21 protein-coding genes are annotated in these 20,238 nt (G+C 71.6%); 11 read left to right on the forward strand and 10 right to left on the reverse strand.

The window, feature by feature from the left end:
* Positions 1-76 precede the first annotated feature (76 nt).
* A complete protein-coding gene (locus J8N05_RS23565; protein ID WP_210885658.1) occupies positions 77-1,534 on the reverse strand; it encodes an MFS transporter in 1,458 nt (485 codons plus the stop codon).
* Positions 1,535-1,700: 166 nt separating this feature from the next.
* Between J8N05_RS23565 and J8N05_RS23570 the strand changes: the two genes are divergently transcribed.
* The 7 genes from J8N05_RS23570 to J8N05_RS23600 all read left to right on the forward strand — a co-directional run bounded on the left by J8N05_RS23570 (position 1,701) and on the right by J8N05_RS23600 (position 9,267).
* On the forward strand, positions 1,701-2,153 hold the full coding sequence (locus tag J8N05_RS23570; protein WP_210885660.1) for a MarR family winged helix-turn-helix transcriptional regulator: 453 nt from the start codon (positions 1,701-1,703) through the stop codon (positions 2,151-2,153).
* A 554-nt stretch (positions 2,154-2,707) separates the two neighbouring features.
* Complete coding sequence (locus J8N05_RS23575; protein ID WP_210885663.1) at positions 2,708-3,136, forward strand: DUF485 domain-containing protein; 429 nt, start codon at positions 2,708-2,710, stop codon at positions 3,134-3,136.
* Positions 3,133-4,743 carry a sodium/solute symporter gene (locus J8N05_RS23580; protein ID WP_210885666.1) on the forward strand — a complete coding sequence of 537 codons (1,611 nt, stop codon included), beginning with the start codon at positions 3,133-3,135 and terminating at the stop codon, positions 4,741-4,743. The genes J8N05_RS23575 and J8N05_RS23580 overlap by 4 nt, the downstream gene beginning before the upstream one ends.
* Positions 4,744-4,987: 244 nt before the next feature.
* Positions 4,988-6,046 (forward strand): FecCD family ABC transporter permease, encoded by a 1,059-nt coding sequence (locus J8N05_RS23585; RefSeq protein WP_210885669.1) that lies wholly within the window; start codon positions 4,988-4,990, stop codon positions 6,044-6,046.
* Positions 6,047-6,057: 11 nt separating this feature from the next.
* Positions 6,058-7,200: a FecCD family ABC transporter permease gene (locus tag J8N05_RS23590; protein WP_210885672.1), complete on the forward strand. Its 1,143-nt coding sequence runs from the start codon at positions 6,058-6,060 to the stop codon at positions 7,198-7,200.
* A 71-nt stretch (positions 7,201-7,271) separates the two neighbouring features.
* On the forward strand, positions 7,272-8,171 hold the full coding sequence (locus J8N05_RS23595) for an ABC transporter ATP-binding protein (protein WP_210890330.1): 900 nt from the start codon (positions 7,272-7,274) through the stop codon (positions 8,169-8,171).
* 67 nt (positions 8,172-8,238) lie between these two features.
* Positions 8,239-9,267: an iron-siderophore ABC transporter substrate-binding protein gene (locus tag J8N05_RS23600; RefSeq protein ID WP_210885675.1), complete on the forward strand. Its 1,029-nt coding sequence runs from the start codon at positions 8,239-8,241 to the stop codon at positions 9,265-9,267.
* A 20-nt stretch (positions 9,268-9,287) separates the two neighbouring features.
* Here J8N05_RS23600 and J8N05_RS23605 read toward each other — a convergent pair whose 3' ends face one another.
* Together J8N05_RS23605 and J8N05_RS23610 are read right to left on the reverse strand one after the other, a co-directional pair.
* On the reverse strand, positions 9,288-10,361 hold the full coding sequence (locus J8N05_RS23605) for a dipeptidase (protein ID WP_210885678.1): 1,074 nt from the start codon (positions 10,359-10,361) through the stop codon (positions 9,288-9,290).
* Positions 10,358-11,668, reverse strand: coding sequence for an amidohydrolase family protein (locus tag J8N05_RS23610; RefSeq protein ID WP_210885681.1), 1,311 nt, complete (start codon positions 11,666-11,668; stop codon positions 10,358-10,360). Before J8N05_RS23610 ends, J8N05_RS23605 begins: the two co-directional genes overlap by 4 nt.
* Before the next feature lie 166 nt (positions 11,669-11,834).
* On the opposite strand from J8N05_RS23610, the gene J8N05_RS23615 reads away from it, so the two are divergent.
* The 4 genes from J8N05_RS23615 to J8N05_RS23630 all read left to right on the forward strand — a co-directional run bounded on the left by J8N05_RS23615 (position 11,835) and on the right by J8N05_RS23630 (position 15,587).
* A complete protein-coding gene (locus J8N05_RS23615; RefSeq protein ID WP_247706426.1) occupies positions 11,835-12,623 on the forward strand; it encodes an IclR family transcriptional regulator in 789 nt (262 codons plus the stop codon).
* On the forward strand, positions 12,620-13,570 hold the full coding sequence (locus tag J8N05_RS23620; RefSeq protein ID WP_210885684.1) for an ornithine cyclodeaminase family protein: 951 nt from the start codon (positions 12,620-12,622) through the stop codon (positions 13,568-13,570). The genes J8N05_RS23615 and J8N05_RS23620 overlap by 4 nt, the downstream gene beginning before the upstream one ends.
* Before the next feature lie 236 nt (positions 13,571-13,806).
* Positions 13,807-14,964 carry an FAD-dependent oxidoreductase gene (locus J8N05_RS23625; RefSeq protein ID WP_247706427.1) on the forward strand — a complete coding sequence of 386 codons (1,158 nt, stop codon included), beginning with the start codon at positions 13,807-13,809 and terminating at the stop codon, positions 14,962-14,964.
* Positions 14,965-15,092: 128 nt separating this feature from the next.
* Positions 15,093-15,587 (forward strand): hypothetical protein, encoded by a 495-nt coding sequence (locus J8N05_RS23630; RefSeq protein WP_210885687.1) that lies wholly within the window; start codon positions 15,093-15,095, stop codon positions 15,585-15,587.
* A 77-nt stretch (positions 15,588-15,664) separates the two neighbouring features.
* On the opposite strand, the gene J8N05_RS23635 is transcribed toward J8N05_RS23630, so the two are convergent.
* The 7 genes from J8N05_RS23635 to J8N05_RS23665 all read right to left on the reverse strand — a co-directional run bounded on the left by J8N05_RS23635 (position 15,665) and on the right by J8N05_RS23665 (position 19,981).
* Positions 15,665-16,141 carry an SRPBCC domain-containing protein gene (locus tag J8N05_RS23635; protein WP_210885689.1) on the reverse strand — a complete coding sequence of 159 codons (477 nt, stop codon included), beginning with the start codon at positions 16,139-16,141 and terminating at the stop codon, positions 15,665-15,667.
* Complete coding sequence (locus J8N05_RS23640) at positions 16,138-16,476, reverse strand: ArsR/SmtB family transcription factor (RefSeq protein WP_210885691.1); 339 nt, start codon at positions 16,474-16,476, stop codon at positions 16,138-16,140. Before J8N05_RS23640 ends, J8N05_RS23635 begins: the two co-directional genes overlap by 4 nt.
* 53 nt (positions 16,477-16,529) lie before the next feature.
* Positions 16,530-17,480 carry a YihY/virulence factor BrkB family protein gene (locus tag J8N05_RS23645; RefSeq protein ID WP_210885693.1) on the reverse strand — a complete coding sequence of 317 codons (951 nt, stop codon included), beginning with the start codon at positions 17,478-17,480 and terminating at the stop codon, positions 16,530-16,532.
* The gene (locus J8N05_RS23650; RefSeq protein WP_210885698.1) at positions 17,470-18,051 is read right to left on the reverse strand and encodes an Asp23/Gls24 family envelope stress response protein; all 582 of its coding nucleotides are present in this window, start codon (positions 18,049-18,051) and stop codon (positions 17,470-17,472) included. Before J8N05_RS23650 ends, J8N05_RS23645 begins: the two co-directional genes overlap by 11 nt.
* On the reverse strand, positions 18,051-19,166 hold the full coding sequence (locus J8N05_RS23655; protein WP_210885701.1) for a DUF6286 domain-containing Asp23/Gls24 family envelope stress response protein: 1,116 nt from the start codon (positions 19,164-19,166) through the stop codon (positions 18,051-18,053). Before J8N05_RS23655 ends, J8N05_RS23650 begins: the two co-directional genes overlap by 1 nt.
* A complete protein-coding gene (locus J8N05_RS23660) occupies positions 19,163-19,348 on the reverse strand; it encodes a hypothetical protein (RefSeq protein WP_210890611.1) in 186 nt (61 codons plus the stop codon). The genes J8N05_RS23655 and J8N05_RS23660 overlap by 4 nt, the downstream gene beginning before the upstream one ends.
* A 120-nt stretch (positions 19,349-19,468) precedes the next feature.
* On the reverse strand, positions 19,469-19,981 hold the full coding sequence (locus J8N05_RS23665; protein WP_210885703.1) for an Asp23/Gls24 family envelope stress response protein: 513 nt from the start codon (positions 19,979-19,981) through the stop codon (positions 19,469-19,471).
* Positions 19,982-20,238: the final 257 nt, after the last annotated feature.

Consider the following 20,238-nt stretch of genomic DNA (forward strand, 5'->3'; position numbering starts at 1 on the left):
ACTGGCCGAACCGGACATGGAGCGGCCCCGGGACTCCCGCGGGAGTTCCGGGGCCGCTCTACGTGCCGGGCGGGCGTCAGGACTGCATCGCGGCCTGCTCCGGCTCGTCGAGGCGGTCGGCCGGAGCCTGGTCGGCCGCCACCGGGCGGGCGGCCGGGATGAGGGCCGCGACGACGGCGGCGACCAGGGCGACCCCGCCGCCGATGATCAGGGCGGTACGGAAGCCGTCCTCCGAGGTGATGGTGAAGCCGCCCATGTCGACGGTCAGCTGGGAGAGGACCACACCGACGACGGCGGCGCCCACGGAGGTGCCGAGCGAGCGCATGAGGGTGTTGAAGCCGTTCGCGGCGGCGGTCTCGGAGAGCGGGACCGAGCTCATGATCAGGGCGGGCATCGCCCCGTAGGCGAGGCCCACACCGCTGCTGGTGATCATGAGGACGAGCATCAGGCCCCAGGCGGAGCCCATCAGCACGAGGGACACGCCGTAGCCGGCGGCGATGACGAGGATGCCGGAGATCAGCGTGAACTTCGGGCCGCGCGCGTCGGTCAGCTTTCCGCCGAGCGGGGAGACGAGCATCATCATGATGCCGCCGGGGGCCATCCACAGACCCGCCGCGAGCATGGACTGGCCCAAGCCGTAGCCGGTCGCCTCGGGGAACTGCAGCAGCTGGGGAACGATCAGCATGCCGGAGTACATGCCGAAGCCGACGAAGAGCGAGGCGAGGTTGGTGAGCAGGACCCGGGGGCGGGCCGTGGTGCGCAGGTCGACCAGGGGATCGCGGGTGCGGGTCTCCCACACGCCCCAGGCGAGCAGGACCACGACGGCGGCGGCGAACAGGCCGAGCGTCGTCGCCGAGCCCCAGCCCCACTCGGCGCCCTTGGAGACCGCGAGCAGCAGGCAGACCAGGCCGACGCCGAGGCCGATCGCACCGGGTGCGTCGAAGCGCTGCCCCTTGGCCCCGGCGGGGACGTCGGGGATCAGGAACCAGATCAGGGCGGCGATCGCCACGGCCAGGACGGCGGAGCCCCAGAAGAGCACGCGCCAGCTCGCGTACTGGGCGACCGCGGCGGCTATCGGCAGGCCGAGACCGCCGCCGATGCCCATGGACGCGCTGACGAGCGCGATGGAGGAGCTGAGCTTCTCGGCCGGGACCACGTCACGCAGGAGCGCGATGCCGAGCGGCACCATGCCCATGCCCATACCCTGCAGGCCTCGGCCGACGATCATCGGCACGACCGACGAGGAGAGCGCGCACACCACCGAGCCCACGATGAGGGGCACGGAGCAGGCGAGGAGCATCCGCCGCTTGCCCAGCAGGTCGCCCAGACGTCCGGTGACGGGCACACAGACCGCCGCCACCAGCAGGGTGACCGTGATCACCCACGCCGTGTTCGAGGGCGAGCTGTGCAGGATCTGCGGCAGGTCCGCGATGAGCGGCGTGACCAGGGTCTGCATGATCGCCGCCGTGGTGCCGGCGAAGGCCAGCGTGGCGATCACGCCGTTGGTATGGCGGGGCGTCGGTGGGGCTCCCATGAAGGGACTCCTTGCATCTCTTTCGGGCTACTGGGAATGCAGTGTACATACCTTATGCATCATGCATGACATGTGCGCATTGCATAGCCTGTGCAAAGATGGGAGCGGGTCCGGCGCAGGAAATCGCCGCGTCGGCCCTGTTCAGGACAGTGGGAGGCAGTGGCACATGGGCAGGCCTACGTACGAGGTCGAGTACGAGCAGATGCTGCTCGGCAGGCATGCGCTCGCGGCGCACGGCGGGCGCAGCAAGGAGAGCGTGCTGGAGCGGAGCTCGTATATTCTGCTCAGCCGTATCCGCGTGCAGGGGCCCATGTCGATCGGTGAGCTGAGCGACGCGTTCGGGCTCGACGCCTCCACCCTCAACCGGCAGACCGCCTCGGCCATGCGTGCCGGACTGGCGGAACGCATCCCCGACCCCGACGGCGGACTGGCCCGCAAGTTCCGCATCACCGACAAGGGCGCGCGGATACTGGACGAGGAGCGCGAGCGGACCGTGGGCTCCCTCGACCGGGTCATGGCCGACTGGTCCGACGAGGACATCGCGGAGTTCGCCGGCTATCTGCGGCGGTTCAACACCGGCATCGAGCGGCTCGGCGGACGGCCCTGGCCGCGCCCCTGACGTTCATGGGCGCCGGCCGGAGGCGGCTCACCGACGTCGGCAGACGCATCGGAACCTTTGGCGCGGCGTCGGCAGGCGTACAGGAACCGTTGGCGCAGCGTCGGCCGGACACTCGTCGGCATCGGCCGGCGCACCGGAACCTCCGGCCGATCCACCCGGCTCAGCCCTCAACTCCCGTCACAGGCAAGGCAGTAGGGACAGTGGCGGGTTCATGGTGCCCGCGGAGGGGTACTCATGAGCCCTATGAGGGAGACCGGAAGATACCAGGCGCGGGGGCCCTGCGACCCAGCAAGCGCCCTGAAGACCGAAAGCCCTTGCCCTTAAGCCGCCGATCGACCCCCACCGGCCCTCACCTGCCCCTTCACGCACATTCCGCACCGGTCGACCGGCCCACCGTCCGAGGCCGGCACCACTGACACGCGCAAACGAGCCAGATCGACCAAAAGGCCTCGCTTGACGGTCTCGCCGAATAGCGTGCGAGAAATCGAACACCTCTCCCCACCTCCCTGCGGTCCGCGCATGTCACGGACCCCTGCCGCGCTAGGAGAACCGGGATGTCCGACGACCCCTCGGATGCGTACGCCCCACCGCCCCACCGGGCCAGGCACCCCACCACCCCGCCCGCCTGGGCCGCCGCCGAAGAACCCTTACCCGAGCGCGTCACGCGCGGCTCCGCACCCGGACACCACCGTGACCTGCGCATCCTGCGCCGGGCCTACCGCAGACAGCGCCGGGTCGCCACCTTCGTCGTCCTCGCCTACTTCACCGCCTTCCTGGTCCTCTCCGTCCGCGCCCCGGCCTTCATGACGAAGCCCGTCACCGGCGGTCTGTCCACCGGCATGGTGCTCGGCCTGGTCCAGCTCCCCGTCACCTGGCTGGCGATCGTGCTCTTCGAGTACACGGCGAGCCGGTACGTCGATCCGCTCGCCCGCCGCATGCGGCAGCGCACGGCCCTGCTCGCCGAGCAGGAGCCCGGACGATGACGGAGTTCAGCGGCACCGCACAGACCTGGTCCCTGGTCGCCTTCTGCACCGTCGTCACCGTGACCCTGCTGCTCTGCGTCATCGCGGGCCCGGACCGGGACGATCTCGACGAGTTCTACACCGGCTACCGCTCGCTGTCCCCGATGCGCAACGGGCTGGCCATCGCGGGCGACTACATCTCCGCGGCCACCGTCCTGACCATCGGCGGAGTCATCGCGCTGTGCGGCTACGACGGTGTCGTCCTCGCCCTCAGCACCCTCCTGTCCCTGCTGCTCCTGATGTTCCTGCTGGCCGAACCCCTGCGGAACACCGGCCGGTTCACCACGGGGGACGCCATCGCCCGGCGGATGCCCGGCCGTGCCGTGCGCATCACGACCTGTGTCGTGACCATCGCCTCGCTGATGCCGATGATGCTGGTCCAGCTCGCCAGCACCGGCCAGTTGCTCGCCTTCATCCTCGGCTTCAGCAGCACCACGATGAAGACCGGGTGCGTCATCGGCGTCGGCGGCCTGATGATCACCTACGCGGCCATCGGCGGGATGAAGGGCACCGCCCTCATCCAGATCCTCAAGATGGTCATGCTCCTCGGCTCGGGGTCCGTGGTCGCCTTCCTGATGCTCCGCGCCTTCGCGTGGGACCCGGGAGAGCTGCTGCACACGGCCGCGGAACACAGCGGGGCGGGCGAGGCGTTCCTCCGTGCCGGTTTGCAGTTCGCCGGGGGTCCGCACGCCGACCTGGACATGATCAGCACGCAGTTCGCCATCGTGCTCGGCGGCGCCTGTCTGCCCCATGTCACCATGCGCATGTTCACCGCGGACAGCGCACGGCAGGTCCGCCGCTCGATGTCCTGGGCGGTGTCGTCGGTGGCCCTGTTCATGCTGATCATCACGATCGTCGCGATCGGGGCGACCGCGCTCCTCGGCCGGACCGGGATCACCGCGGCCGACCCGCGCGGCAACACGGCCTATCTCGTCGGCTCCCGCGCGGTCTTCGGCACCCATGTCACCCGCGCCGAGACCTTCCTGTTCACCACGGTCACGGCAGCGATCTTCCTCACCCTGCTCGCGTCGGTCGCCAGCATGATCCTGGCCTGCGCCAACTCCCTCGCCCATGACGTCTACGCCAGCCGCGCCACCCCGCATTCGCCGGTACGGGAGATGACCGTGGCCCGGGTCTCCGCGCTCGCCGTCGGAATCCCGACGATCGTGCTGGCCGGCCTCATCCAGCACCGCAGTCTCCAGCCCCTGGCGACGCTCTCCTTCTGCCTGGCCGCCTCGGCCATCGCCCCCGCGCTGGTCTACAGCCTCTTCTGGCGCCGCTACACCCGCGCCGGACTGCTGAGCACGATGATCGGTGGCTCGCTCGCGGTCCTCGTCTTGATGCCGGGCACCCGGCTGGTCTCCGGGACACCCATGGCGGCCTTTCCCGACGCCGACTTCAACTGGTTCCCGTTCACCACGACCGGGCTGGTGTCCATCCCCCTGGGCTTCGCGTTCGGCTGGCTCGGCACGATGTTCTCGGGACGGCGTGAGACCCAGCGGCGGAAGAAGGACTACGAGCGGATCGAGGCCAGAATCCTGGCGGGCCCGGAGCCCAGGCCGAGATGACCGCACCGGCAGCGGAGCCCCGGCCGGGATGACCACACCGGCGCCGGAGTCCAGGCCGGGATGACCACATCGGGACCGGGTGCGTACAGCATCTACCTTGGTGTTAGGTTTGGCTTACCTTACTGAACGGAACACCCAGTTCCGTAACTCTGCGCTGCCCGCGAGCGGGCGGACAAGGACGACCTCAAGTGCGCTTCGCCCCGTCGCCGTTCACCCGCGGCACGCACCCTCGGATACGCGTCGCGTGACCGTCTCCCTCTCCCCGCCCGACCTCGCCGACGCCCCGCGCGTCCGCCGCCGGCACACCAGACCCGCCCTCAGCGCGGGGCTGCTCGCCGCGGCCCTGGCACTGACCGCCATGAGTGTGCTCAGCCTCGCCGTGGGCTCGGGCGACGTGGCACTGCACGACGTCGTGGCCGGGGTGTTCAGCCCCGACCGTTCCGTCCACGGCCAGATGATCATCCAGGAGGTCCGCCTCCCCCGCACGCTCGCCGGTCTGCTCGCCGGATCCGCGCTCGGGGTCGCCGGAGCCCTGATGCAGGGCGTCGCGCGCAACCCCCTCGCGGATCCGGGCCTGCTGGGCGTCAACGCGGGCGCCTCCGTCACCGTCGTCTTCGCCATCAGCGTCCTGTCGCTGACCGAGCCCGCGCAGTACATCTGGTTCGGTTTCCTCGGGGCCTGTGTCGCCGCCGTGCTCGTCTACGGCATCGGCAGCCTGGGCCGCGAGGGCGCCACACCCGTGAAACTGGCCCTCGCCGGAGCGGCCACCACCGCCGTACTGGGCTCCCTGACCAGCGCCATGCTGCTCAGGGACAGCCGGACGTTCGACCAGTTCCGGTTCTGGCAGGTGGGCGCGCTCAACGGCCGTGACATCGATGTCCTGTGGCAGGCACTGCCCTTCATCGCCGTCGGCGGAGTGCTGGCCCTGCTGCTGGGCCCCTCCCTCAACGCCCTCGCCCTCGGCGACGACATCGCGCGCGGCCTGGGCCAGCGCATCGTCGCGGTACGGCTGACGAGCGCCGTGAGTGTCGTACTGCTCTGCGGCGCGGCCACGGCGATCGCGGGGCCGATCGGATTCCTGGGCCTGGCCGTTCCGCACGCGGCACGCCTGATCACCGGCCCCGACTACAAGTGGATCCTCCCCTACAGTGCGCTGCTCGCACCGGCCCTGCTGCTCTTCGCGGACGTCGTGGGGCGCCTGATCGCGCGCCCCGGCGAGGTGCAGGTCGGTGTGATCACCGCCGCGCTGGGCGCCATCCCCTTCGTCCTGCTCGTCCGCCGCCGGAACGTGGTCGAACTGTGAACCGTAAGACCATGTCAGCGGGCGGTACGGCCACCGCGCCGCCGGAGCCGACCGGCGCGACCGGTACGACTGGTACGACTGGTACGACTGGTACGACCGGTGGTCCCTCCCCCGCCGCCTCGCACGACGCCGTGGCCCGGCTGGTCCGCGTCAGACGCCGTGGGCAGGCCCGCGGCGCCCTCGTCAGCGGCGTCCTGCTCGCCGTCGTACTCGCGGCGTTCACCCTGTCCCTCACCACCGGCGACTTCGTCATCCCGCTCGCCGACGTCCTCGCCACGCTGGCCGGGGGCGGCGACGCGGGAACCCAGTTCGTCATCCTCGAACTGCGCCTGCCGCGAGCCCTGCTGGCCCTCCTGGTCGGCGGCTGCTTCGGTCTCTCCGGAGCGGTGTTCCAGGGGCTGCTTCGCAACCCGCTCGCCAGCCCCGATGTCATCGGCGTCAGCGCGGGGGCCAGCGCCGCCGCCGTCCTCGCGAGCATGGTCCTCGGCCTGAGCGGTCTCGCCCTGTCGGCGGTCGCCCTGTCGGGCGCGCTGCTGACCGGGGCGGCCGTCTACCTGCTGGCCTGGCGCAAGGGCATCAGCGGCTACCGCCTGGTCCTCGTGGGCATCGGCATCGGTACGGGCCTGTCGAGCGTCGTCTCGTACGTCATGACGCGGTCGGACGTCACCGAGGCGCAGAACGCGTTCCTCTGGCTGACCGGCAGCCTCAACGGCCGATCCTGGACCCACTTCTGGCCCCTGTTCAGCGGTGCGGTCGTGCTGCTGCCCCTGGCGCTGCTGGCCTCGCGCGCCCTGCCGGCCCTGCAGTTGGGCGACGAGGCCGCCGGCGGTCTGGGAGCGCGGGTCGAGCACAGCCGGCTCGCCATGCTGGCCTGCGCGACCGCCCTCGCGGGCCTCGCGACGGCCGCCGCCGGGCCCGTCGGCTTCGTCGCCTTCGTGTCCCCGCCCATCGCCCGGCGTCTGCTCCCCGGGCGCGGCGCGGCCCTGGTGCCCTCGGCCCTGGTCGGGGCCGCGCTGGTCCTCCTCGCCGACTACGCGGCCCAGCACCTCGTCCCCGGTACGCAGTTGCCGGTGGGGATCGTGACCAGCCTCGTCGGTGCGCCGTACCTGCTGTGGCTGCTCGCGCGCGCCAACCGCGTGGGCAAGGGCGGCTGACCGTGACACGACCCTCAGACGAAGGTTCCGGCGAGGTCCGTGAACCGCTCGGCACCCTCAAGGAGACGACGGTGACCTCCCCGCACGACCGGTCCGCCCCGCACGACCGCTCCGCCCCGCCCGCCCCGCACACCCTTCAGGCCCGGGACCTCACGCTCGGATACGGAGAGCGCGAGATCATCTCGAAGCTCGACGTCGACCTGCCACCCGGCCGCATCACCTGCATCGTGGGCCCCAACGCCTGCGGCAAGTCGACGCTGCTCCGCTCGATGGCACGGCTGCTCGTGCCGTCGTCGGGAGCGGTCCTCCTCGACGGCCGCAGCATCCAGGAGCTGCCCACCCGCCAGGTGGCCGCGACGCTGGGCGTGCTGCCGCAGTCCCCGGTGGCGCCGGAGGCGATCACGGTCGCCGATCTGGTCGGCCGCGGCCGGTATCCGCACCAGGGCTGGTTCCGGCGCTGGACGGCGTCGGACACCGAGGCCGTCGCCGCGGCCATGCTCGCCACCGACGTCCTCGATCTCGCCGACCGGCCGCTGGACGAACTCTCCGGCGGGCAGCGCCAGCGCGTCTGGATCGCCATGGCCCTGGCCCAGGAGACCGACCTCCTGCTGCTGGACGAGCCCACCACCTACCTCGACATCAGCCACCAGCTGGACGTCCTGGACCTGCTGACCGACCTCAACCGGCAGCGCGGCGTCACCCTCGCCGTCGTCCTGCACGATCTCAACCTCGCGTGCCGGTACGCCGACCACCTCATCGCGATGAAGGACGGCCGGGTCGTCGCCGAGGGCACCCCGACCGCGATCGTCACCGAGGAGTTGGTGCACGAGGTGTTCGGGCTGCGCAGCGCGGTCGTCCCGGACCCGGCGTCGGCCACACCCCTGATCGTTCCGATGGGGCGGCACCACATCACGGTGCCGCAGGCCGACGGCGCCCCTCTCACCTCGTCCCCGTCCCCGTCCCCGTCATGAACCCCTGACCCCGTTTCTCCCCTCTGTGTCGAGTACTTCGATGAACCTCCCGGAAAGAGCACCCACCATGTCCTCTCGCCCCGCCGACTCCGGCTTCCGACGCCGCCCCGGCCGTCTGCGCCTGCTGACCGGCGCCCTCGCGCTCACCCTGATGGGAACGCTGGCCGCCTGCGGTTCGTCCGACGAGTCCAGCACCCAGGACAGCGCCGCCCAGCCGTCCGACGGCGCGTTCCCGGCGAAGGTCGCCACCAAGTTCGGCACGGTCACCGTGGACGAGGCGCCCAAGCGTGTGGTGGCGCTCGGCTGGGGAGACGCCGAGGCCGCGCTCTCGCTCGGCGTCCAGCCGGTCGGGGCCAGCGACTGGCTCGCCTTCGGCGGCGACGGCCTCGGCCCCTGGGCCAAGGGCCTCTACGACAAGAGCCCGCAGAAGATCGGCACGCTGGAGCCCGAGTACGAGAAGATCGCGGCCCTCAAGCCCGACCTGATCCTGGACACCAAGTCCAGCGGCGACCAGACGCGTTACGACACCCTGAGCAAGATCGCGCCGACCATCGGTGTGCCCAAGGGCGGCGACCAGTACAAGATCTCCTGGGCGAAGCAGACCACCATGGTCGCCCAGGCCCTCGGTCTCCCGGACGACGGGGAGAAGCTGATCGCCGAGACCGAGAAGAAGTTCAGCGACGCCGCGAAGGCGCACCCGGAGTTCAAGGACAAGACCATCACGCTCGGTTCGCGGACCGCGTCCGCCTGGGGCGCGTACGTCCGCGGCACCGGCCGGGTCGACTTCGTCGAGCGGCTCGGGTTCAAGAACAGCCCCGCCATCGAGGCCAAGGCCGGGTCCGCGTTCTCCGTGCCCGTCTCGGAGGAGAACCTCAACCTCCTCGACGCCGACCTGACCGTGATGGCGCCCATCGGCATCACCGCGAAGAAGATCAGCTCCGACCCCCTCTTCAAGGCCGTACCGTCCGTGAAGAAGGGCCACTCCGTCGTCTTCGACGACCAGAACATCAGCTCGGCCTTCGCGATGGACTCCGTACTGTCGGTCGACTACGCGCTGGAGCACGTGGTGCCCCTGTTCGCGGCGGCCCTCAAGTAGGTCCGGCGCTCAAGCATTCCTCACGCGGTGGCCGCCCACACCCGGTCCGCGTAGTCGAGGAAGTTGCGTCCGAGGATCTTCTCGATGCGTTCGGAGCGGTATCCGCGCCGTTCCAGGAGGTGGATCAGTTCCCTGAACTGGTCCACCCCGCGCAGGTCCAGGACGAAGGGGAGTGTGTCGGCGCGCTCGCCTGCCGCGCCGACCCCGGCCGCCCGGCGCAGCGCCACATGCTCGGCGAGATCCGCGCGATAGGCGTCGAGGTCGTCGATCGAGGTGACGGGCCCGTCGGTGCCGATGCCGACGTGGTCCTCACCGCACACGTTCACGGCGTGGTCGATGTGCTCGACGACGTCCGCGGCCGTGGCGTGCCCGGACAGGCTGAGGAACGGCATGAAGTAGATGCCCACGAACCCCCCGCGCGAGGCGACCAGCCGCAGTTCCTCGTCGGTCTTGTTGCGGGGCAGATCGGCCAGCGCCCGGCAGCCGGTGTGGTTGATCGACACCGGCGTACGGGAGAGGGCCGCGGCCTCCAGGCAGGTGCGCTCGCCGCTGTGCGAGAGGTCGACCATCACGTCGTGTGCGTTCAGCGCCTCGACCACATGGCGGCCGAAGTCGCTCAGGCCCCGGTTGGCCGGTGCCATGGAGCCGTCTCCGATGTGATTGGCCTGGTTGTAGGTGAGTTGCACGACGCGCACGCCCAATTCGGCGAACGTGGCGACGCGGTCGATGTCCTCGCCGACCGCGACGGCGTTCTGGAAGCCGTAGACGACACCGATCCGGCCCTCCTCCCGTGCCCGGTGGAGGTCGGCGACCGTGCGCACCTTCAGCAGGTCGGCCGCGTGCTCCCGCACGATCCCGTCCCACACGTCGATCTCGTGCAGCGTGTGCTCGTACGGCGGCAGGTCGCCCATGGTGTAGCCGAGGGTGATGTTGACGGCGATGAGGCCCGAGGCGTGGGCGTCCGCCAAGGTGCGGGCGTCGATGGTGAGTTGCTCGCTGCTCTGGTTGAGCTGTGCGGCGGCCCCGGCCGACCGGGGCGCGTTCGGGTTGTCGAGCTGTCCGAGCGCGTTGATGATCATGGGTGTGGAGTTCATCGGGTTTCCTTGTACGCGCCTCGCTCGAAGCGGTGGCCGCGCTTGACGGTCAGCGTGACGCTGCGCAGGTGGTCGATGTCGAGCAGCGGATTCTCGTCCAGGACGGCGAAGTTGGCGAGCTTGCCCGCCTCGACACTGCCCATGAGGTCCTCGGCTCCGGCGCTCCGGGCGCCGATCAGGGTGGCCGAGCGCAGTACTTCCTCGGGCGGGATGCCGCAGCGGCGCACGAGGAACGCCAACTCCTCGAACAGGGCGGGGAAAGGGTCGCCGGGAGGGGTCTCGTAGTCGGTGCCGGTGGAGAGGTCCACGCCGGCGCGGTACGCCTGAGCCGTGATGTGCGCGGCCAGTTGCGCGTTGGCCCGCGCGCGTTCGGCGTCCTCGGGCCCCTCCCCCGTCAGCTCGTCGCTCTCCCACATGCCGGCGGTCGCGTCGAGCACGGTTCCGCGGCGGCACATCAGGGCGAAGAGTTCGTCGAGGTGCGGATCGTCCTCGGCGGCGAACCGCTGGTGATCGACCCGTGGTTTGTCCTTGTACGTCGTCAACGGCCCCTCGGCGCCCTCGAAGGCGAGCAACGTGACGTGGGAGACGCTGTCGACACCGGCCTCGACGACCTGTCGGGGCGTGGCGGGGAAGACCGCGGCGTGCGCCCAGACGGGGATGCCCTGGCGGTGTGCCTCGGCGGTGATCGCGGCGACCGTGGCGTGGTCGAGGTCGGCGTACACCTTGATGGCGGCGGCGTGCGTGCCGCGCGCGAGGGCCACCGCCACGCGCAGGTCCGTGTCGGGGGTGATGGCCTGCATCCACGGCACGGCGCCCGGGATCTCCCCCTGGGAGACCTGGTGGGTGCGCGGGTCGTCGAAGAAGCCGGGCCCGGCCATCAGTGCGGCGTAGCGGATGTCCGGGCCGGGGATCTCGCCGACGAGGGTGGCCCGCGCGAGGTCGCCGACCTGCCGCAGATCGTCCGCCATGTCGCGGATCGCCGTCACGCCGCTGTGGACGAGCCGGTCGAGGACCGCTTCGGCGGCGGGCCGGTCGGGCGGTGTGGCGATGTGCTGGTGGGAGTCGATCAGCCCCGGCATGACGAAGCGTCCGTCGAGGTCGTGGACGCGCGTGTCGGCAGGGAGCGAGGCGGCGATCTCCGTGTCGTCACCGACCGCCCGGATCGTCGCGCCGTCGACGACGATCGACGTCGAGGGGCGGGGCGCCCGTCCGGTTCCGTCGAACAGCGTGGCGCCGCGATACACGGCGACCGTCCCCGTCGGCGGCGGGGCGTGCGGGGTCGGCGCTCCCGAGGCCTCGTTCGTCATCTTCGCCTCTCGCTCATCTCGCTCATCTCGCCCGGGGTGGTCAGGGTGGTCGTCCCGTTCAGGATCACCCTGCCAGTTGTTGCGCTGTACGTAACACATGTAACATCTCCCGCAACAGACAGCACCGTACGCCGCCGTGCCCCGACGCCACAAGGAGTGGTCGGACTTGCCCGAAGCACCCCGCACCGCCGTGGACAAGGCCCTGGACCTGGTCGAGGCCGTCGCACGGGCGCCGTACCCGCCGCGCCTGACCGACCTGGCCGAGGAGGTCGGGCTGCATCGGGCGACCGCCTACCGCGTCCTCCTCGATCTGGTACGCCGGGGGTGGGTGCTGCGGGCCGGTGACCGTTATCTGCCCGGCACCGCGGTGCTCCAGTTGTCGTCGTCCGCGGCCAGGAACTCACTGACGGCCATCGCCCGCCCGGTGCTCACCGAGCTGTCCGCGCGCACCGGCATGATGGCCAACCTCCAGGTCCTGGAGGACGACCGGTCGCGGGTGATCGACGCCGTACGGCCCGAGCGGCTCGCGATGATCACCGACCTGATCGGCGAGGGCCTGCCGGTCCACCGGTTCGCGGGCCCCCTCGCCCTGGTCGCCGCGCTCGACCCCGCCGCCCGCGCCCCCTATCTGCGTCCCGCCGAAGCGGCAGGGCACCCGCTGGAGGGTCCCGACGGGCTGCTGGCCGACATCGAACGCGCGGAACGGACCGGGTTCGCCGTCGAACACGGCCGCAACGAACAGCCCGTCGCCTCGCTCGGCCGAGTCGTCTCACCGACGTCCGGAGCGCCGGTCTGCGCGCTGACGGTCGTCGGCCTGGACGCCGAATTCACACCCACCCGCCTCCTCGAACTGCGGGAGCACCTGCGCGAGGCCACCGACACGCTGCGACGGCTCCTGACCGCCCCCGGCGCATCCGCGCCCTCCTCCTCCGACCCGGCGAACGGACCGACATGAGTGGTGTCCTCGTTCTCGACCGCGCCCGGACCCGCGCGGCGCTCGACCCGCACCAGGTCATGGACGCGGTGGCACAGGCTCTGATCGCCGTCAGCCGGGGCGAGGCCTCCGCACCGCCGCGCGTCGCCGCCCGCGCCCCCGGCGGGCTGCTGGGCGTCATGCCCGGGTACGTCCCCGGGCTCGGGCTCGCCGCCAAGCTCGTCTCGGTGTTCGCGGACCCGGCTCAGGCCGGACGGAGCAGCCACCGCGGCATCGTCGCCCTCTTCGATCCCGAGGACGGCCGCCCGCTGGCCCTCCTCGACGCCGAGGCCCTCACGGAGACACGTACCGCCGCGGCGGCCACCCACAGCGCCCTCGCCCTGGCCGCGCCCCGGCCCGGCCGCATCGCCGTCATCGGTGCCGGAGCCCAGGCGCGGGCACAGCTCTCGTTGCTCGCGCTCCTCGACCCCACGACGCCCGTAGCCGTGGCCGGACGCGATCCGCGGAGGGTCCGCGACGCGGCCGCTCTGCACCCCGCGGCCGAGCCCGCGCCGAGCGCCGAAGCGGCCGTGCGCGATGCGAGGGTGGTGTTCTGCTGCACCGGCGCCGTCCGCCCGGTGATCCGCCGGGACTGGCTCGCGCCGGGCGCCCATGTCAGTTCGGTGGGCGGCTCCCACGGCCCCGAGGTGGACGCCGACACCGTCCGGGACGCCCTCCTCTTCGCGGAGTGGCCCGGCGCCCACACCGCCGCGCCGCCGGCGGGCGCGCACGAGTTGCAGGACCTGCCCGAGGGAAAGGCCGTCACCCTCCTCGGCGCCGTCCTCTCCGGTACGCACCCCGGCCGCCGGGAGGAGACCGGACCGACCCTGTTCAAGTCCACCGGACACGCCGCCCTGGACGTGGCGGCGGCGCATGTCGCCCACGCTGTCGCCGTGCGCGAGGGGTGGGGCACGACCGTCGACCTGTGAGCGCCCGCCGCCCACTTGGTGCCGACAGCCCTGTGTCGGTCGCCTGTAGACACCCTTCGAGAGCTGTCGGTCAGGTGTCGGCGGCATGTCGGCGCGGGCTGAAACCTTGCTGGAGATCCGCCGGGCACCTCCGGCAGACGTACGACAGGCGAGGACCCACCATGACCACTCAACCCACCCCAGGCACTCAGAACGCTGACAGCACTGACCGCAGTGACAGCGCTGAGGGCACTCATGTGACGATCATCGGCGCCGGGCTCGGCGGGCTCACGCTGGCCCGCGTCCTGCACGTCCACGGCATCCCGGCCACGGTCTACGAGGCCGAGGCCTCACCGACGGCGCGTGCGCAGGGCGGAATGCTCGACATCCACGACTACAACGGACAGCCGGCCCTGGAGACGGCAGGCCTCCTCGACGAGTTCCGCGCCCTCGTCCTGGAGGGCCGCGAGGCGATACGGGTCCTCGACGTGGACGGGTCCGTCCTGTTCGACAAGGCCGACGACGGCACGGGCGTCCGCCCCGAGGTGCTGCGCGGCGAGCTGCGGCGGATACTGCTCGACTCGCTCCCGGCCGGCACCGTCCGCTGGGGGCACAAGGTCAGCGGCACCCGTGCGCTCGGCGAGGGGCGGCACGAGGTGACCTTCGCCGACGGCACCACCGTCGTCACGAGCCTGCTGGTCGGCGCGGACGGCGCATGGTCGCGGGTCAGGCCGCTGCTCAGCGCCATCACCCCCGAGTACGCCGGCATGTCGTTCGTCGAGACCTATCTGTTCGACAGCGAGACCCGGCACCCGGCCAGTGCGAAGGCGGTCGGCGGCGGGTCGATGTTCGCGCTCACCCCTGGCCGGGCGATCCTGGCCCACCGGGAGAGCGGCGGCACCCTCCACGCCTATGTGATGCTCAGCGAGTCGCGGGAGTGGTTCGCGGGCATCGATTTCGGCGACTCCGCCGCGGTCACCGCGCGGATCGCGAAGGAGTTCGACGGCTGGGCACCGGAGCTGACCGCGCTGATCACCGACACTGAGACCGCGCCGGTGCTGCGTCCCCTCAACGCCCTGCCCGTCGGACACCGGTGGGACAGGGTGCCGGGGGTGACCCTGCTCGGCGACGCCGCCCACCTCTCGGTCCCGAACGGCGAAGGCGCCAACCTCGCCATGTACGACGGCGCCGAACTCGGCAAGGCCCTCGCGGCCCGCCCCGAGGACGTCGAAGGCGCCCTCGCCGAGTACGAGGAGGCCATGTTCACCCGCGGCACCGAAGCCGCCGCCGAGGGCACCGAACTCCATGAGCTGCTCTACGGCGACAAGACCCCCCACAGCCTGATCTCCATGTTCAACGGAGGCAACGGGGCCACCGGAGACAACGGGGACGGCGGGGACGACCGGACGCCGTGAACCGCGGACGGTCACCGCGCCGCGGGCGCGGCGGGCACTGACGGCGCCGACAGGCCTCGTGCGCCATCCGGGCACTCGTGCCACCGCGGCGGCATAGGTGTCCGCGCTCCGCGGGCATGCGGCAGAGCATGAACCAACCGAACGACGGTCCCGACCGGGCCCATCGGCGCCCCGAGGGAGTCAGTGACGAGACCGTGGAAGCGCTCGGTGCGCTGTCCAAGGCGCTGGAGACCACCGAGCGGGCCCGGGGCCATCTGTACTCCTTCCATCAGCTGACCGGAGGGGCCGACCTGGAGCTGGACCGCGCGGTCGGCCTCCTCCGCGAGGCGGGCCACACCGAGTACGCCGACCGTGTGGAGCGCGAGATCCTGGGCCGCAATGTGATCCCCGGTCACTGGACGTTCCAGATCGTCGAGGCCTACGACGGGACCTACTACCAGCCCTTCAAGGAACTGGAGCGAAGTGCCCTGCGGGACCTCGCGGACGGACGCGACCACCTCTACGAGGCCGAGATGAAGGAGAACCGCCGCACGACGGGCCACCGCGATCACACCGCCCGCCCGGACAGCCCGAACACCCCGGGCACACCAGACAGTCCGGACAGTGCGAACAGTGCGTCTTAGTCGGTTTCCCGGGCCCGTCCCGTCTCAGGTGGATGTCGGCAGTCCGTCGGGCGTGATGAACTCCATGAGGGTCGTCCTCATCGTGGGGCCATGCTCTCGGCGAGCGCCGCCAGTTGACCCGCGACCGTGCCCCAGCCGTCGGCGAAGCCGAGCTTGTCGTGCCGGGCACGGGACTCCGGGTCGCCGTGCCGCACGAGCATCCGGTAGTCGGTACCGTCCGGGTGCTCGTGCAGCGTGATGGTGGCGGTCATCGTGACCGGGGCTGGATTCGCCGGGCGCCAGGTGCTGTCGACGGCGTTGGTGAACACGATCCGCTGGAGTTCGTCGACGGCGAGGAAGCACGCGTCCAGATGCGGGACGAACTCGGTGGCGTCATCGCTCATCCGCGTCACGAACGCCCCGCCGGGCCGCAGTTCCAACTGGTCCACCCGACAGCGCATCGGGGCCGGGAGCCACCACTTCTCCAGCCGGGACGGGTCGGCCCACGCACTCCACACGGTCGCGCGCGGCGCGCGGATGATCCGCTCCAGGCTGAGATCGAGGTCGGGATTCACTGTCTGTCCTCCTCCGGGTCGGTGACGAACTGTTCGAGGCGGTCCGTGCGCTCCTCCCATGCCCGGCGCTGCTCGGCGAGCCAGTCGTCGACCAGGGCGAGCCGGTCGCGGTTGAGCACACAGGTGCGGACCCGGCCGGACTTGACCGTGCGGATCAGCCCGTTCGCTTCGAGCGTGCGCACATGCTTCATGAACGAGGGCAGGGTCATGGGGAACTCGCGGGCGAGCTCACCGACGCTCGTGGAGCCGCGGCCCAGACGCCGGACGACCGCGCGCCGGGTCGGGTCGGCGAGCGCGACGAACACACCGTCCAGTTGCGCCGAATACTGTGCCATGAGGCTAAGTATTGCGAGACCTGAAGGGAGGCGCAAGGGATCACGTCACCGGTTCAGGCGGCTTCGGGGGAACCTTCCGCCGGCGGCAGGGCCGGCCGCTCTCTCCCGCTCAGCCCGCTCAGTTCGGCGGTGAACTGCGCCCCGGCGAGCAGGGCGAGGTTGGACAGCCACAGCCAGATGAGGAAGACCACCGCCCCCGCGAGCGAGCCGTAGAGCTTGCTGTAGGCGCCGAGCGCAGACGTGTACAGGGCGAAGCCTCCGGAGACGACGAGCCACAGGCCCGCCGCCAGGATCCCGCCGGGAACGCTGTGCTTCCGACGGCGGGCCGGTACGGGTCCGGTGTGGAAGACGATGACGACCAGCAGCGCCACCAGGCACAGCAGCAGCGGCCAGCGCAGCAGGTTCCAGGCCCATGCGGCCACCGTGTCGAAGCCGAGAAGGCGGCCGGCGGTCTCGGCGATCGGCCCGGTCAGCAGCAGGAGGAGGGCGCTGACGAGCAGCAGCCCCAGGAGGCCGAAGGCGGTGAGCAGGATGCGGGGTGCCGTGTGCCAGGGCGACCGGTGGTCGGCCTCGTGGTGCATCCGGTGCAGGGCGCGACGGAAGACGGCGAGGTAGCTGGAGGCGGACCACAGGGCGCTCACGATGCCGCCGCCCAGCAGCGTCCAGGCGGCCGAGCCGTCCCGCAGCGTACGGGTCAGCACGTCGTGCAGCTGTGTGCCGGACTGGTCCGGGGCGTAGGCGGTGACGTGGGCGATGAAGTCCTCGGCGGTACCCGGGCTGATCATGCTGAAGGCGATGACGGTGACGAGCAGGGAGGGCAGGACAGCCAGGATCGCGTAGTAGGTGAGGGCAGCCGCGTAGTCGGAGATGTCGTCCCGCCACATCGACAACGGCGTACGGCGCAGCGCGACGCCCCAGGCGGCCGGGGTCCGGGTGCCGCGCCAGACCGGCTCCAGTGCGCGTGGGCCGCCGCCGGTGACGGCGGGCCGTGGTTCAGCGGACATGAGACCTACGGTGCGAACGGGTGGAGAAGCGGACGCGCGTACGCACGCTGTACGGGGTGAGGGAGCTCTCCGTCCGGCCCGCGAGCTCGGCGATGGCGGGCAGGACGTCGGCCGGGGCCACATCGGGCTGGAGCCGGACGTGCAGGCGCACCTGCAGCTGCTTCCGTCGTGCGAGCACGCGGGTGCGGCAGCGGCCGACGCCGCCGATCCCGACCGCGTGCCGGGTCACTACGTCCTCCAGGGCCCGGGTCCGCAGCGTGCTGCCGGGCGCGGGCAGCGGCAGCGACGGGCGGGCCCCGCCGCGCAGCAGGCGCACGCACCACAGGGCGAGAAGCACGGTCGCGGCGATCGACGCGGCCATGACCGAGGGCGTCCACCAGCCCGTGGAACGCAGTTCGGCGAGTCCGGCCGGATCCACCAGCACGGCACGGGCGCCGGGCTCGGGCCACCAGGCCGGAAGGCGCGTGGCCCAGGGTGCCCGGGTGAGGGCGAGCCAGCTGCCGCCGAGAAGAAACACCAGGCCGACCACGGCGAGGGCGGTCCTGTCGAGGACCGTACGGGAACGTCGCATCAGCGGGTGACTCCTTCGAGGGCCGTGTCGTCGGCACCGGCCGTGAGCGTACGCTGCGCTCCCCCGCCGTCCCCAACCGTGGTCGTGCCGGGATCCCAGGCGGCCCCGGGCCGGACCCTGACCCGCAGTCGCGGTGGGCGGCGCAGCTCGCAGCTCTCCAGTGCCCGGCGGGCCAGCTGCCGCGCCTCGTCGAGCGCGCGTGCGCGGTCGCCGAAGGCGAGACCGGCCCGGACGCTGACGCTGCGGCGGCGGACCCGCACCTTCACGGGACCGATCCCCTGTGCCTGGCCCACCGTGTCCCGGACGAGCGCGGCGACCGCCGTGCGGTCCACGGCCGCCCGCAGGTTCGGAGCGGGCGTGGTGACCGTGAGCAGTCCGCGATGTCCGGGGGTGAGGGCCAGAACGACCATCAGCAGACCGAGGAGCGCGACCGCGGCGGCGCAGGCCGTGACGGTCGCCTCACCGGGGCCGTGCCGCGAGAGCCAGTGCAGTGCACCGGTGCGCCAGACCGCCGCCGGTCGTCCGGCGGCGTGCACCAGGACCAGGTCGACCGCCAGTGCGCCGCAGGCCACCAGAGCCGACAGGGCGAGCAGCAGGGTCGGCAGCCGTCGCCCGGACCACCATCGCAGCGGCGTCCGCGAGGTCGGCGACGCCTGGGCGGGCTCGTCCACGGAGGGCTTGTCCGTGGTGGACCCGTCCGTGGCCGGCCTCTCCGGCGCCACGCTCTTCACCGCAGCCGCAGCCGCGGCCGGGACCGATTCTGTGACCGGCGCCGGGATCAGAGCGGTGACGCCGACGCGTGCTCTGGTGACGTCGAGGCCGGTCAACTCCTTCGTACGGGCGGTGACATGGTCCTGGAGCCGGCGGACCGCCTCCGGCAGGGGCGCCGGGTAGGGCAGGGTGACGTCGACGCTCACGTCCGCCCGGCGACCGTGCACGTCGGCCGAGCCCTTCGAGGCCCGGGCCCTCGTCCCGGCTCCGGTCCCCGCACTGGTCACCGCTGTGCCCGTCCCGGTGCCCGGGCCCGGCACGGCCTCGGTGGCCGCCCGCTCGGCGATCCTGCGGACCGCCTTCTCGGAGACGGTCGTGGTGCCGCGCCGGTCCGCCGTGGTCATCGACGGCTCCGCTCATAGCCGTCGCGCAGGTCCTGGAGGCTGCCTCCGCCGTCGAACCAGTGGCCCGCGGCCCACCCCAGGCCGCCCAGTGCGGCCACGAGCAGGAACGCCCCGAAGCCTCCGAAGTAACCGGCGAAGGCCAGCGCCATCCCTGCGATCATCCCGATGAATGCTCTGCTCACGTGGTCACATCCATGTCCTGGCCTCTTCCACCATTCCTCGTTCACCGGTCCTCATGCACCAGTCCTCGTGCACCAGTCCTCGTGCATCGGCCGGCCGCCCTGCGGTGTGCGACGGCTCGCTCACTCCACGCGGGAGTCCGTCGTCGCCGTGTCGCCGTCCTCCTCGGGCAGGTGCACGTCGTTGATCGTGACGTTCACCTCGACCACGTCGAGGCCGGTGACGCGCTCCACCGCGGAGATCACGTTCTCCCGCACATCGCGGGCCACGTCCGTGATGGGAACGCCGTACTCGACGACCAGATCGAGATCGATGGCCGTCTGCCGCTCGCCGACCTCGACCTTCACTCCGCGCCCCACGTTCGGCCGACCGCCCGGCACCCGGTCGCGCACCGCGCCGATGGTGCGGGAGAGGCCGCCGCCCATGTCGTACACACCCGGGATCTCCCGGGCCGCGATACCCGCGACCTTCACCACGACGACATCGGCGATCGATGTCCGGCCGCGGTCCGCAGCCGGCTGGTCGGCGCCGGTGACACCGCCGGACAACGCCGTCGTCGTCGGTGCCGCCTTGCCGCCCTGCGGTGCCGCTACGTCCTTGCGGGTCGACGCGGTCGGTACGGTCTGCGTGGTCATGGCACGTCCTTCTTCCTGTAGCCGGTCGGCTGCTCTCAATGCGTTGGACCCGCCGCGGCCACGCCTGTGACGCGGATACCCGAAAAATCTCTCCTCACCTGCCGACACGCACGCCGGTCGCACCGATACGTCCCGCATGAATGTCCGACCGTTCCCGGGCCATCCGCACAGGTGCCGGCAACGGATCATGTGGGGGGACACACCTGCCCCGGCCGTTTCACACGACCGCGCGAAAACAAGAGCCGGCATCCGCGTAA

The organism is Streptomyces liliiviolaceus, from assembly GCF_018070025.1.
In the GTDB taxonomy this organism is placed as follows: Bacteria; Actinomycetota; Actinomycetes; order Streptomycetales; family Streptomycetaceae; genus Streptomyces; species Streptomyces liliiviolaceus.